The sequence below is a fragment of the Chryseobacterium taklimakanense genome, assembly GCF_900187185.1.
In the GTDB taxonomy this organism is placed as follows: domain Bacteria; phylum Bacteroidota; class Bacteroidia; order Flavobacteriales; family Weeksellaceae; genus Planobacterium; species Planobacterium taklimakanense.
This window is the reverse complement of sequence record NZ_LT906465.1, coordinates 1763404-1776010: the sequence shown is the minus strand read 5'-3', so window position 1 is coordinate 1776010 and position 12607 is coordinate 1763404. Positions and strand designations below refer to the sequence as shown.

Annotated in this window: 13 protein-coding genes; 7 read left to right on the top strand and 6 right to left on the bottom strand. The window is 41.1% G+C overall.

Annotated features, from left to right (window positions below):
* Window positions 1-3: 3 nt before the first annotated feature.
* Together CKV81_RS08455 and CKV81_RS08450 are read right to left on the bottom strand one after the other, a co-directional pair.
* On the bottom strand, window positions 4-381 hold the full coding sequence (locus CKV81_RS08455) for a DUF4296 domain-containing protein (protein ID WP_095072354.1): 378 nt from the start codon (window positions 379-381) through the stop codon (window positions 4-6).
* Window positions 378-1094, bottom strand: a complete 717-nt coding sequence (locus tag CKV81_RS08450) for a polyprenol monophosphomannose synthase (protein WP_095072352.1) — start codon at window positions 1092-1094, stop codon at window positions 378-380. The genes CKV81_RS08455 and CKV81_RS08450 overlap by 4 nt, the downstream gene beginning before the upstream one ends.
* A gap of 76 nt (window positions 1095-1170) precedes the next feature.
* Here CKV81_RS08450 and CKV81_RS08445 point away from each other — a divergent pair, with 76 nt between their 5' ends.
* The 7 genes from CKV81_RS08445 (at window position 1171) to CKV81_RS08415 (ending at window position 7873) form a co-directional block, all read left to right on the top strand.
* Window positions 1171-1812 carry a DUF4271 domain-containing protein gene (locus CKV81_RS08445; RefSeq protein WP_258454036.1) on the top strand — a complete coding sequence of 214 codons (642 nt, stop codon included), beginning with the start codon at window positions 1171-1173 and terminating at the stop codon, window positions 1810-1812.
* Between the two features lie 10 nt (window positions 1813-1822).
* A complete protein-coding gene (locus tag CKV81_RS08440) occupies window positions 1823-2563 on the top strand; it encodes a uroporphyrinogen-III synthase (RefSeq protein ID WP_095072350.1) in 741 nt (246 codons plus the stop codon).
* An 81-nt stretch (window positions 2564-2644) separates the two neighbouring features.
* A complete protein-coding gene (locus tag CKV81_RS08435) occupies window positions 2645-4684 on the top strand; it encodes a S9 family peptidase (protein WP_095072348.1) in 2040 nt (679 codons plus the stop codon).
* Window positions 4681-5049 (top strand): hypothetical protein, encoded by a 369-nt coding sequence (locus CKV81_RS08430; RefSeq protein WP_095072346.1) that lies wholly within the window; start codon window positions 4681-4683, stop codon window positions 5047-5049. The genes CKV81_RS08435 and CKV81_RS08430 overlap by 4 nt, the downstream gene beginning before the upstream one ends.
* Window positions 5050-5175: 126 nt before the next feature.
* A complete protein-coding gene (locus CKV81_RS08425; protein ID WP_095072344.1) occupies window positions 5176-6723 on the top strand; it encodes a sensor histidine kinase in 1548 nt (515 codons plus the stop codon).
* 56 nt (window positions 6724-6779) lie between these two features.
* Window positions 6780-7145, top strand: a complete 366-nt coding sequence (locus tag CKV81_RS08420) for a four helix bundle protein (RefSeq protein ID WP_095072342.1) — start codon at window positions 6780-6782, stop codon at window positions 7143-7145.
* Between the two features lie 41 nt (window positions 7146-7186).
* Window positions 7187-7873, top strand: coding sequence for a response regulator transcription factor (locus tag CKV81_RS08415; RefSeq protein ID WP_095072340.1), 687 nt, complete (start codon window positions 7187-7189; stop codon window positions 7871-7873).
* Window positions 7874-7919: 46 nt separating this feature from the next.
* Here CKV81_RS08415 and rodA read toward each other — a convergent pair whose 3' ends face one another.
* The 4 genes from rodA to mreC are packed head-to-tail and all read right to left on the bottom strand — an operon-like array spanning window position 7920 to window position 12586.
* Window positions 7920-9149, bottom strand: a complete 1230-nt coding sequence (rodA, locus tag CKV81_RS08410; RefSeq protein WP_095072338.1) for a rod shape-determining protein RodA — start codon at window positions 9147-9149, stop codon at window positions 7920-7922.
* Entirely contained in the window at window positions 9146-11239 is a 2094-nt protein-coding gene (locus CKV81_RS08405; protein ID WP_095072336.1) for a peptidoglycan D,D-transpeptidase FtsI family protein, read from the bottom strand. The genes rodA and CKV81_RS08405 overlap by 4 nt, the downstream gene beginning before the upstream one ends.
* Window positions 11236-11742: a rod shape-determining protein MreD gene (gene mreD / locus CKV81_RS08400; protein WP_095072334.1), complete on the bottom strand. Its 507-nt coding sequence runs from the start codon at window positions 11740-11742 to the stop codon at window positions 11236-11238. The genes CKV81_RS08405 and mreD overlap by 4 nt, the downstream gene beginning before the upstream one ends.
* Window positions 11735-12586: a rod shape-determining protein MreC gene (gene mreC / locus CKV81_RS08395; protein WP_095072332.1), complete on the bottom strand. Its 852-nt coding sequence runs from the start codon at window positions 12584-12586 to the stop codon at window positions 11735-11737. Before mreC ends, mreD begins: the two co-directional genes overlap by 8 nt.
* Window positions 12587-12607: the final 21 nt, after the last annotated feature.

Below are 12607 nucleotides of genomic sequence, written 5' to 3'. Positions count from 1 at the left end.
ATTTTATCGTGCTGAAGGCGGCACAGTATTGCCAATTTCCTTCAATTTTTTATCAATAAACTTCTCTGCATCCGCATCCTGGGACTTTATGATGTCCTGGGCTTCTTCCAAGATATCTCTTACGGTTGCGGGTGAGCTAAGGTAATATTCGTAGCTTTCTGTAAACTGTTTTGCAGTAACGGCGTGCTTATTCAGAATAAATCTTGCGCTGGTATCCAGATTTCCGCTGGGATTCATCATGCCCATTTGGTCACTGATTGCAAAATCGGCAATGAGCGCGGCCATTTTATCCTTTTCGATAAGGTTATTAGGACGGTTGACCGGTTTTGAATCTTTGCACGAAAACAAAATCAGCACAAAAAGAAAAATCAGTTTTTTCATAATTTTCCGATTAATGATTTCCAGCGGAGCTTCAGGATTCCGAAGATGGCTTCTCCGATAATTCCGCCATTCATCTTGCTTTCACCCAATAACCTGTTGGTGAAAATGATCGGCACTTCCACGATTTTCATTCCTTTCTGGAAAACGCGGTATTTCATTTCAACCTGAAAACCGTAACCTTTCAGTTTTATTTTGTCCAATCCTATTTTTTGCAGCGTTTCCCTTTTAAAACAAACAAAACCGGCAGTGGTATCGTAAACCGGAATTCCCAGCACGAAACGCACATATCTCGAAGCAAAATAAGAAAGCAAAACCCTCCCCATGGGCCAGTTCACCACATTTACACCCTGTGAATACCGGGAACCCACCGACATATCAGCGTTTTTACAGGCTTCATAAAGTTTGGGCAAATCATTCGGATTGTGCGAAAAATCTGCATCCATTTCGAAAATGTAGTCGTAACCTTTGTCAATGGCCCATTTAAATCCGTGGATGTAGGCTTTCCCGAGGCCGTCCTTTACTCTTCTAACAGTTAGATGAAGAAAACCGGGATGTTTCTGCTGCAATTTTTTTACAATTTCCGCGGTTCCGTCGGGTGAGGAATCGTCAACGACCAAAATATGGAAATCATCATTCAGCCCAAAAACAGCAGTGATGATGGTTTCTATATTTTCTTTCTCGTTGTAAGTAGGGATGATGACGAGTTTCTTCATTTCGGGTGCAAAGATAATCTATTTTGCTTTGTTTTTTTCGGGCTGAATAATTCTTATTTTTGCAAAAAATTTACCTTTGGTAAGACTGGCACAACAAAATGATTGGGTAATATTCATAATACTGGGCGCGATACTGGTATTTATAATCGTGATGCAGTATCTGCAGAGGCAATCGGGACTTGGCGCGTTTTTCACTCAAAATTTTATTGATTCTGGAAACATTTTCCCAACCTGGCTGATTGTCTCAGTAGTCTACGCTGTTTTGCTGGCGACTTTTATCTCGTCCTATATCCCAATACTGCCAAAATTTATCGAAGAATTCAGTTTTTTTGGCTATTCGCTGAATAAATTTGGGTTTGCGCTGCTGGCGGTTTCGGTATTTTACATCCTCAAGTTTTTCTTTACGTTCTTTTTGTATTCCTCAATCGGGCAGGACAAAAAATGGGGTCGGCTGTATTTTGTGAGTTCGAAATTCTATATGGCGGTTTCTATCCTGCTGATTATCGCCAATATGGTGAATTATTACTTTAATACTGACCGCGAAAAGCTATTTGCTATTTCGGTACTTTCAGCTGCTATGATATTCATTTTCAAGAATTTCTTCTACGCGTTCAACCGCAACTACATCCTGCCAAACGAATGGTATTATAAATTTTTGTATATTTGCACGCTGCAATTTGCACCGGTTTTAGCGCTGTGGAAATTGCTTTTTTATTAAAACAAAATTGATGGCAAAAATTAAGTCTATTTTAGTTTCACAACCGTCTCCCGCGGAATCTTCACCTTATCTGGAAATCGCAAAAAAGGAAAAAATCAGGATTGATTTCAGGCCTTTCATTCATGTAGAAGGTGTTGATGCGAAAGAACTCAGAACTCAAAAGATTGATCTGTCGCAATATACCGGGGTGATCTTCACGAGTAAAAACGCCATCGACCACTACTTCAGGCTCGCTGAAGAAATGCGTTTTGCTGTCCCGGATGCCATGAGGTATATCTGCCAGTCTGAAGCAATTGCCAATTATTTGCAGAAGCATATAGTTTACAGAAAGAGAAAAATCAGTTTCGGAGAGAAAAACTTTGCTGATTTGCTGCCGCTTTTCAAGAAGTACCCGAACGAAAAATATCTCGTGCCGGCTTCTGATATCATGAATTCTGATATTGCTACTGTTCTCGACAAAGCCAATGTTGACTGGACCAAAGCAGTGATGTACCGAACCGTATGTTCCGATCTTTCTGATATCACAATCAAGGATTACGATATGCTGGTATTCTTCAGCCCGCAGGGAATCAAATCTTTGCACGAAAACTTTAAAGACTTCAAACAAGGAGACACCAAGATCGCAGTTTTCGGTACTACAACACAGAATGCTGCAGAACAGTCGGGACTGAGAGTGGATGTAATGGCTCCCACAAAAGAAACCCCATCCATGACGATGGCGATTGAGAAATTTATAAGAAACGGTAAGTAAACCGTTGAGAAATATTGAACAAAACCGTCTTTTCCTATGGATAAGATGGTTTTTTATTACTTTTAAAGTGTAGAAAATACGATGCAGCCACCAAAAGCAAAAAAAACAGACAAAATCCTGGAAATACACGGCGACCGTCGCGTGGATTCTTATTTTTGGATGAATGAACGCGAAAATCCGGAAGTCCTGAAATATCTGGAAGAGGAAAATGCCTACTGCGACTTCGTGATGAAAGACACGCAGGAATTGCAGAACGAACTCTTTGAGGAAATGAAAGCCCGCTACAAGAAGGATGACGAGTCGCTTCCGTATTTTTTTAATGAATACTGGTATTTCGTAAAATATCAGGACAACAACGAATATCCCATTTTTTCCAGAAAACATCTAACGCTTGAAAACCCTGAAGAAATTATTCTTGATGTGAATATTTTAGCTGAAGGTAAACAGTTTTTTGAAGTAGGAAGCGTAGCTGTGAGCCCAAATAATGAGCTGGCAACTTTTTCTTCGGATCATGTAGGGAGGCGGATTTACAACATACAAATCAAAAATGTAATAACCGGCGAAATTCTTCCGGACCAAATCCCAAATACAACGGGAAAGGCAGTTTGGGCGAACGACAACCAGCATGTTTTCTATATCAGGAAGGATAAGAACCTGCGGGCTTTCCAAGTTTACCGCCATAAAATCGGAACCGATTCCAGTGAAGACGTTTTGGTTTTTGATGAAAAAAATGAAGCATTTGATGTCAATATTTTTAAAACAAAATCATTAGAATACATTTTTATTGCCAGCTCAAGCACCATTTCAGATGAGCACCGGTTTATTCCGGCGGCGGATGTTTTTGCAGAGTGGAAAGTGGTTAAGCAAAGAGCAGACGGTCTGGAATATTCCGTCGAACATTTTGAGGATGAATTCTATATCATAACCAATGCTGACGGGGCAACCAACTTTAAACTCGTAAAAACAAAAGTTGGGAACTGCGGCATCGAAAATTGGGAAGATGTCATTCCGCACCGCGAAAACATCCTGCTTGAAGGTTTTGAAATCTTTAAAAATTATCTGGTTCTGGAGGAAAGAAATCAAGGACTCCTTCAAATCAGGATTATTGAAACCCATTCCGGAGAATCGTATTATATTCCGTTTTCCGACCCCACCTATACAGCTTATATTGGGTTGAATCTGGAATTTGACACAGAAAAATTACGCTATGGTTATACCTCAATGACCCGGCCAAGCGCCACCCTGGAATTTGACATGAAGGAAAAAACATCCAAAATCTTAAAACAGCAGGAGGTTTTGGGCGGAAAATTTTTTCAGGAAAATTATATTTCAGAACGGATTTGGGCGCCAGCGCGCGACGGAAAAAAAATCCCGGTTTCTTTAGTTTACCATAAAAATACGGTGAAATCAGCGGAAACGCCATTGTTGTTATACGGCTACGGAAGTTACGGACATACCGTAGACGCGAGTTTCTCGAACGTAAGGCTTTCGCTTCTCGACCGTGGATTTATCTATGCGATTGCCCACATCCGCGGTGGAGAATATCTTGGCCGGGACTGGTACGAGGATGGTAAAATGCTGCATAAAAAGAATACTTTCTTTGATTTCATCGATGCTGCAAAATATTTATTTACAGAAAATTATACCTCACCAAAACACCTTTACGCGATGGGTGGAAGTGCCGGTGGCCTTTTGATGGGCGCTGTGATGAATTTCGAGCCGGAACTTTTCAACGGCATTGTGGCACAGGTTCCGTTTGTGGATGTGGTGACGACGATGTTGGACGACACGATCCCGCTCACAACCGGAGAATATGACGAATGGGGAAATCCGAATCAGAAGAAATATTACGATTATATGAAATCGTATTCACCATACGACAACATCGAACAAAAAAGATATCCCAATATACTAATCACCACAGGGTTACACGATTCGCAAGTGCAGTATTGGGAACCTGCTAAATGGACAGCGAAACTTCGCGACCTGAAAACCGACAGCAATATTTTGATCTTCAAAACAGATATGAGTTCCGGTCACGGTGGAGCGAGCGGGCGTTTCGAATCGCTGAAGGAAGATGCGCTGGAATATGCATTTTTATTAAAACTTGAAAGAAAATGAATGAATCAGAACTTTGGAAAATAGTTGACCGGTTTTTTCAGGACAATTTTGGAACTGAACCCAATGTTCCTATTGAGACCATTCTATATTTAATCGGGATCCAGGAATTGGGCTCCGGCAAACAGGAATACAGCAAGGATGACAAGGTGAATCTCATTCACATCGCGGTTTGCAGGCTTTTGCAGCCCTTCGGATTTTTTGAATTTTCACATTACGACGATGATGGTTTTCCGCATTTTACTGAGAAGGAACCAATCCCGGAATTAAAACCAAATGAACAGTCGCTTCTTATGAAAAAGGCTGTGATACAGTATTTTATTGATGAAAAACTATTTGATGAAGAAGTTTTAAGTTCATTGGGCTAAACGTTGTTTAAACTAAATTCGTTAAAAATCAGTTTTTTAAGAAAAAATGCACAATATTTTGGTGCATTTTTTGTTCTCATAATGTTAAAATCAGTAATTTTAACATTCGTAATTTAAAATAATTCAATGAATCAAAGATTTATTCCGATAATTTCAATACTGATGTCCATCTCTGTCGTGATTTTCGTCACGCTGCAGATCAAATGGCTGAAGGAATATTATGGCGCTTTGGATCAGGATTTTTCAAACAAAGTGAGCATCGCTCTTGACCAGTCGGTGAAAAAAATCGAGGACATCGAATACAACCAGCTTATCAATGAAAATTACAAGAATTTCGGGAAGACTGTTCTGGCCAACAATGCGCAGCCGAGTTCAACCATCATTCAGCAAACTGAAGATTCTGCGAGCAAAAGAACGATTACCTACCAGAAAAACATCATCGAAAGAGAAAACCTTCCCATTTCCAATACCGGCGACAGCCTGAACCGGATAAAACTGTGGACCGATGAAAACCTGATAAAAATCCAGCGCGACACCACGAAACGTGAAGCATTGACCGCAGCGCTCAATTCATCCATAAATTCCGGGGAATTCAGTCTGAAGGAATTTGTCCGCGTGGAAGGCAGCAACAGACCGATTGAAAAACGGGTTTCTCCGCAAACCATTGATTCTGTGGTGTCGAATGCATTGAAAAACAATGGGATTACGAGCGGTTTCGGCTACGGCATTTTTGATAAAAACAATAAACTTACCACGCTTACCAACGAAGATTACAGAAAACAGCAAACCAACACAAAGTATGACAAAGTCCTTTTCAGGGACAGCAAAGACAACCCGCTTTATACGCTGTCTTTGGTATTCCCGAGAAAAGATGTTTCGCTGATAAAAAACAATCTTCCGATGCTGCTGGGAACTTTCCTGTCACTGCTCACCATTCTTGGGATTTACATCACTTCCATCAACTATATGATGCAGCAGAAACGTATTGCGGATGTGAAGACCGATTTCATCAACAATATGTCGCATGAGTTCAAAACGCCTTTGGCAACAATTTCTGTAGCAACTGATTCTTTGGCAAATGACACAATAGCGACCAATCCGGAAAAAGTAAAATACTATTCGCAGCTGATAAAACAGGAGAACCTGCGGATGAAAAAACAGGTTGAAAACGTATTGAATATGTCGAAACTGGAGCGCAATGAAGTACAGCTTTTCCTGAAAGAAACCAATATGAGACAGCTCATTCGGGACATCAGCCAATCTTTCCAATTGATCGTCAATGAAAGAAATGGATCACTGATTCAGGAATTTGATGCGGACCGCTACATCGTGAAAGTGGATGAATTCCACATCTCGAATATGCTGGTAAACCTCTTGGACAACGCCAATAAATATTCGCCGGAAGCACCGGAGATAAAGGTGAAAACCAAAAACGAAGGCCACTGGTACGTGATCGAAATCTCCGATAAAGGGATGGGAATGGATGCCATCAATAAAAACAAAATCTTTGAAAAATTCTTCCGCGAAGAAACCGGAAATATCCATAACGTAAAAGGCCAGGGGCTCGGGCTGTCTTATGTAAAGAAAATCATCGAGCTTCACAAAGGACAAATCCACGTAGAATCAGTAAAGGGAAAAGGCTCTACGTTTACGATAAAACTACCGATGAGCTGATTACAATTAATAATTAACAATGAAAAATTAATAATTATTAGAACCGAAAACAAACTATGAAAAACCCGACTGAAAATCCTATTAGACATAAGTCTTTTGAATTTGCTGTTAGAATTGTGAATTTATATAAAATGCTTACGTCAGAGAGAAAGGAATTTGTAATGTCTAAACAATTATTACGTTCGGGGACATCAATCGGAGCAAATATTGAAGAAGCGGCTGCAGCTTTCAGTAAAAAGGAATTTATTGCCAAAAATCAAATCTCATACAAAGAATCTTTCGAGACGTCTTTTTGGTTGAGGCTTTTAAACAGAACAGAATATTTAAACGACAAAGAATTTCAATCGATGTTTGATGACAATGAAGAGATTATTAAAATTCTTACATCAATTTTAAAAACCAGTAAAAACAATGAAGATTAAAATTCTTCATTATTATTTTTTAATTATTAATTAATAAAGATATGAGCAACAGAATCTTATTAGTAGAAGACGACCAGAGTTTTGGTGCGGTGCTTAAGGACTATTTAACCATCAATAACTTTGAAGTGACGCTGGCGACAGATGGCGAACAGGGTTTGAAAGAATTTACAGAAAATGAATTCGATATCTGCATCTTTGACGTGATGATGCCGAAAAAAGACGGTTTCAGCCTGGCTGAAGATGTGAAGAAAATCGATAAAAACACGCCGATTATTTTCCTTACCGCAAGAAATATGCGCGAAGATATCCTGAAAGGCTATCAGATTGGCGCCGACGACTATATCACAAAACCGTTTGATACGGAGCTGCTTCTTTACAAAATAAAGGCGATTCTTCAGCGCAGCACAACTCTTGAAAATGAAGAACAGGAACAGTTCAAAATCAGCAATATTTTCTTTGATTCCATGCTGAGACAGCTGCGTGTTGGCGACAATGAATACAAGCTTTCGCCAAAGGAAAATGAGCTGCTTAAGCTGCTTTGCATTCACAGAAACGACTTTATGCCGAGAGATTTAGCATTAAGAAAAATCTGGAAAAAGGAAAACTATTTCACCGCAAGAAGTATGGACGTTTACATCGCCAAACTTCGTAAACTCCTGAAAGACGACGAAGGGCTGGAAATCATCAACGTGCACGGCGAAGGTTTCAGGCTTTTGGTAAAGAATTAATTCAATTTAAGTAAAAAATCCCGTTTTTTTTTACGGGATTTCGTTTTTATACCAAACTGTTTTTATCAGTATAATTAAGCTTAAAGAAAATCGCAGTCATAATCGAAAAGGCAAGCAATGAACTTCCGCCATAACTGAAATACGGTAACGGAATCCCTACGGTAGGGAAAAGCCCCATCACCATCCCGAGATTAATTCCAAAGTGAATTAAAAGAATTGAGGCAAAACAGTAACCGAAGACCCGGTTGAAGATGGTTTTCTGATTTTCAGCGAGAAAATAAATCCGGCCGATGTAAACGGCATACGCCAAAACAAGTAAAACGCTTCCAAAAAAGCCCCATTCCTCGCCTACTGTACAGAAAATATAGTCAGTTTCCTGTTCGGGCACAAACTTTCCCTGAGTAACGGAACCCTGTTTGTAACCTTTACCAAAAAAACCTCCGGATCCGATAGCCGTCTTAGAATATAAAAGGTTGTAGCCTGAAGTATCGCGGAATGCTTTTTCGCCTTTATAAAGAACCTCAATTCTTTCCCGTTGGTGCTTAGGCATTTTTTCCAGAATTTTTGGGGTAGCCATCGCTAAGCCGCACAAAACCCCAACTGCGCCTATAATTGAAGCAATAGAAATTACATTCCAGGAAATTCTGCGGTAGTTCAATAGAATCAAAATGCCGGCTAAAGCCAGAATTCCGAAAACAACATATAGTGGATTCACGGCCAGCGAAATAAGAAATACCGCTGCTAAAATCCCTATTACGCCGAAAAACCATCCGCTCAAGCCTTCACGGTAAAGCGCTATCACAAAAGCTCCGAAAACCAACAGTGAACCAACATCCGGAATTGCTAGGACCACTATTGCGGGAATGCCGATAATCGCAAGCGACGTCCACAATGATTTTTTATATCTGAGATTAAAATCCGGACCGGCAACGTAGTTGGACAACATCAAGGCTGTTCCAATCTTTGCAAACTCCACCGGTTGCATGGTAAATCCGCCGAATTTATACCAGTTTTTCTGACCCAGAATTTCAGTTCCGAAGGGAAATAACCCGATCAGAAGCAAGACACCGCCAATATAGAAGATACCCGACAGGTTCTCGAAAAACTTGGATCGCGTAACGAATATGATGAAACCAATGAATAATGACAGGATAAAGAAAATCAGCTGTTTTTTGCCCAAACCTTCATCCACACTGTAGATATTGGCTACAGCGAAAAGGCAAATCAGAATATAAAGTCCGATTCCGGTTTTATCTAATCCTTGCGCCCACTTCATTTTGGTTTGTTTGGTGTTTGGGTTTGTAACTGTTTTTTCTTCAGAGCCTCGCGCTGTTTCGCGGCCTGCCTTTCATTGAACCTTAGTTTTAAAGAATCTCTTTTATAAATTAAGCTGCTTCTGAGATTTTTGTCTGTAATGGTTCGCAAACTGTCCTCGATACTGATGATCCTTAACGAATCTTTATCCGGCTCTTTATAAAGCCCTTTCCTCTTCAGGTCGGCGATCCATTGCCTCCGGTATTCGCCCATAAAACTCGAAGTCACCATTTTCTTGTAAAGGTGTTCGCGTTTCACGGTTCCGGTAAGATATTTTTCTGCAATTACTGCACTCGCAGGCCCTGCCCAGGTTGCACCAAAACCAGCGTGCTCCATAAGCGCTACCACCACAATCTTGGGTTTGTCGGCCGGAGCAATAAGTACGAAAACCGAGTTGTCCTTCCCCTGGGGAACCTGCGCGGTACCGGTTTTTGCAAGCATGGTGAAATCGTTTGATTTAAGGCCTCTCGCCGTTCCGGCCTGCACTACGGCTTCCATTCCTTTCAGTACCGGTTCGAAATGCTTTGGGTCTACCAATGTTTTGTGTTTTACCTTAAAGCGGGGATCAGGATTGGGTTTCCCGTCGATTGATTTTACAATATGCGGCGTGTAATAAAACCCTTTATTGGCAATAGCTGCAACACCATTGGCCAGCTGCAGCGGCGTAAGCATGACGTCTCCCTGGCCCATCCCGTTAAAAACGGCTCCTGTTGCAAGTGGATCCCATTTTTTCGGATCAGCTTTATTGCCGCTGGCTTTGTAAATGGAAGCCATTCTTTTTTCATAAAATTCACCGGTGGGGATTCTGCCTTTCACCCCGGCTGCGAGGTCATTGTTAAGAAACTCTCCGAAACCGAAACTCTTCATAATTGCTTTCCACTCATCCACGCCTTTGCTCGGGTTTCCGGGATATTTGTTAATGATGGCCAGGTAAGCATAAGAAAAATAACAGTTGCTCGAAACCTGAATGGAAGGAATAAGCGGATCTGCACCGCCGTGACCTTTAATTCTCAATCCTCTGTAGTTGAAACCACCACCGCATGGGAAAACCGTTTTCTCGTCCATAACGCCCATTTGCATTGCAGCCAAAGCCGTAAACATCTTGAAGGTAGAACCCGGCATGTGCGCTGACTGGATTGAGCGGTCAAACATCGGCTGGTTAAATTTATCGTTGACCAGTTTGCTGATTTCTTTGGACTTGTTTGGACCAGTAAAAATATTTGGATCGATATCGGGGCCGGTTGCCAGCACCAGGATCTCACCATTATTGGGATCCAGCGCAACAATTCCGCCGCGCTTGTTCACCATCATTTCTTCTGCAATCCGCTGCAGGTCATAATCGATGGTTAACGTAATGTCTTTTCCGGTAATAACGTCTTTGTCCAGTTCGCCGTTTTTGTACGGGCCCACATTTCTTAACTTAATATCTTTCTGGATGTACTGAACACCTTTTATACCCCGCAATTCCTTCTCGTAAGCCTTTTCAACACCTGACTTCCCGATATTATCTCCGGGAAGATAATACAGAGAATCTTTTTTGAGGTCGTAATCATTCACTTCGCTTGTATAGCCCAGCAAATTGCCGGAAGTATTGACTTCATACTGGCGCTGCGGCCTCTGAACGATACTGAACGCCGGATATTTAAAGATAATTTCCTGAATTCTGGCGACTTCTTCACGGCTTAAATTCTTCATAAAAGTCATCGGGGTGACCTTCGAATAATATTTTTCCTTTTTTAAATTCTGAATTCTTTTAATAAAATCCTGTTTGCTGATTTTCATTAAATTACAAAATCCTATTGTATCGAAATCGGGCTTCAGTAGTGCCTGTGTAAAAGAAATCTCGTACGAAGGCATATTTCCTACGAGGATTTTTCCGTTACGGTCGAAGATAATTCCCCGCTGTGGAATGATGTATTCGGTTTTAATGGAAGTGTTCGCAGCATTAAGCGCATACCTGTCTGTGAACAGCTGCAAATAAGCAAGCCTCACTATAAAAATGAGAGCAAGGGAGACAAGGACGGTTAATATTTTAAAATACTGGGACTTCACACTTTCTGTTTAATCTTTAATGCCAACGCATAAATCAAAATAAACACAAATGAAATTAAACTTGTTGCTAAAATATTGAAAAATACCTCAAAAAAACGGCTCAGTTTGAAAAACTCGAGGAGCTGCACCACCAGCTGGTGAAAAAATATGCTTGAAAGTATGAAAAATAAAAACTGCGACCATTGCAGTGACTGAAAAGAGAAGAAATCAGTTGACGTATCTGTGGATGTCCTAAAAATGATTGTCCTGAAATACGCGACGATCGTAGTCGCAAAAGCGTTGATTCCCCAGGTTCCCAAAAATGCATCTATGGTAAGACCAAGCAGAAAACTAAGTCCCAGAAACACATACCGGTTTCTGAAAAACGGGTAGAACATCACAAATACAGGATAGAGCACCGGCGTAAACTTACCAAAAAGCGTAATGCGGTTCAGCACAAAGATCTGCAGTGCCGTAAGCAGTGCGATCATCAATATATCTGTGGCTATATTTCTGCTAATCATCTCTCTCCATTGCTGCTTTTAGAGTGTCTTCGATCTTGCGGACTTCAGCTTTCTTCAGGTTTTTAACGACGTATATTTTACTGATATTGCCCATCGTCTCGCTCAGCTCTACTGAAATATCCCAGAATCCTGTTTTGGTGTCAACCTCATAGCCGGCAACGCGGCCAATCATAATTCCCTGCGGGAAGATCGCTGACTTGCCGTCTGTAACCACCGTGTCGCCAACCTTCAGAGGAACATATTTAGGAATATCCGAAAGGTGCATCAGTCTGGAATTTTCGCCGCGCCAGCTTAAAGTTCCGAAATATCCCGACTTCTTAAGCGCCGCATTGATTTTAATCTTATTAGTGCTTAGGACCGACTGCACCAGCGCGTAATTATCTGTCGTATTCACCACGATCCCGGCTATACCTTTCGGCGCAATGACGCCCATTTTCGGGCCTACGCCCTGCAGCCTTCCGCGGTTGATGGTGAAATAATTGTCTTTACGATTGATACTGTTATAAACAATGTCGCCATCAACAAATGTATAGATCTGTCCGCCGCCGACCGTATCATGAACTTTTCTGAAAACCGGATAATTCCCCTGCTGTTTTCCGTAGAGCTGCTCCATCAGCTGCTTGTTTTGAGCAACCAGCTGCTCATTGGTCTGTTTCAGTTTGAGGTAAGAAGTACCTTCATCAATATATCCCGAAACAGTGGAGTTGAATGCCGCTGTCTGTCCTGCAATCCAACTCTGCTGCATAGAGTTTCTGCTGAAAATCAATACAAGAGCAAAGATTTGCAAGAATATAAAGAAGACGAACAATCCGTTCTTCGAAAATAATCTCAACAAAAACCCCATCCAAAAAAAGCCGTGAAAATT

Coding starts and splice junctions, on each gene's coding strand:
- CKV81_RS08430 (WP_095072346.1), top strand. CDS start 4,681: ATGAATGAATCAGAACTTTGGAAAATAGTTGACCGGTTTTTTCAGGAC.
- rodA (WP_095072338.1), bottom strand. CDS start 9,149: ATGAAGTGGGCGCAAGGATTAGATAAAACCGGAATCGGACTTTATATT.
- mreC (WP_095072332.1), bottom strand. CDS start 12,586: ATGGGGTTTTTGTTGAGATTATTTTCGAAGAACGGATTGTTCGTCTTC.
- CKV81_RS08415 (WP_095072340.1), top strand. CDS start 7,187: ATGAGCAACAGAATCTTATTAGTAGAAGACGACCAGAGTTTTGGTGCG.
- CKV81_RS08425 (WP_095072344.1), top strand. CDS start 5,176: ATGAATCAAAGATTTATTCCGATAATTTCAATACTGATGTCCATCTCT.
- CKV81_RS08455 (WP_095072354.1), bottom strand. CDS start 381: ATGAAAAAACTGATTTTTCTTTTTGTGCTGATTTTGTTTTCGTGCAAA.
- mreD (WP_095072334.1), bottom strand. CDS start 11,742: ATGATTAGCAGAAATATAGCCACAGATATATTGATGATCGCACTGCTT.
- CKV81_RS08435 (WP_095072348.1), top strand. CDS start 2,645: ATGCAGCCACCAAAAGCAAAAAAAACAGACAAAATCCTGGAAATACAC.
- CKV81_RS08450 (WP_095072352.1), bottom strand. CDS start 1,094: ATGAAGAAACTCGTCATCATCCCTACTTACAACGAGAAAGAAAATATA.
- CKV81_RS08420 (WP_095072342.1), top strand. CDS start 6,780: ATGAAAAACCCGACTGAAAATCCTATTAGACATAAGTCTTTTGAATTT.
- CKV81_RS08440 (WP_095072350.1), top strand. CDS start 1,823: ATGGCAAAAATTAAGTCTATTTTAGTTTCACAACCGTCTCCCGCGGAA.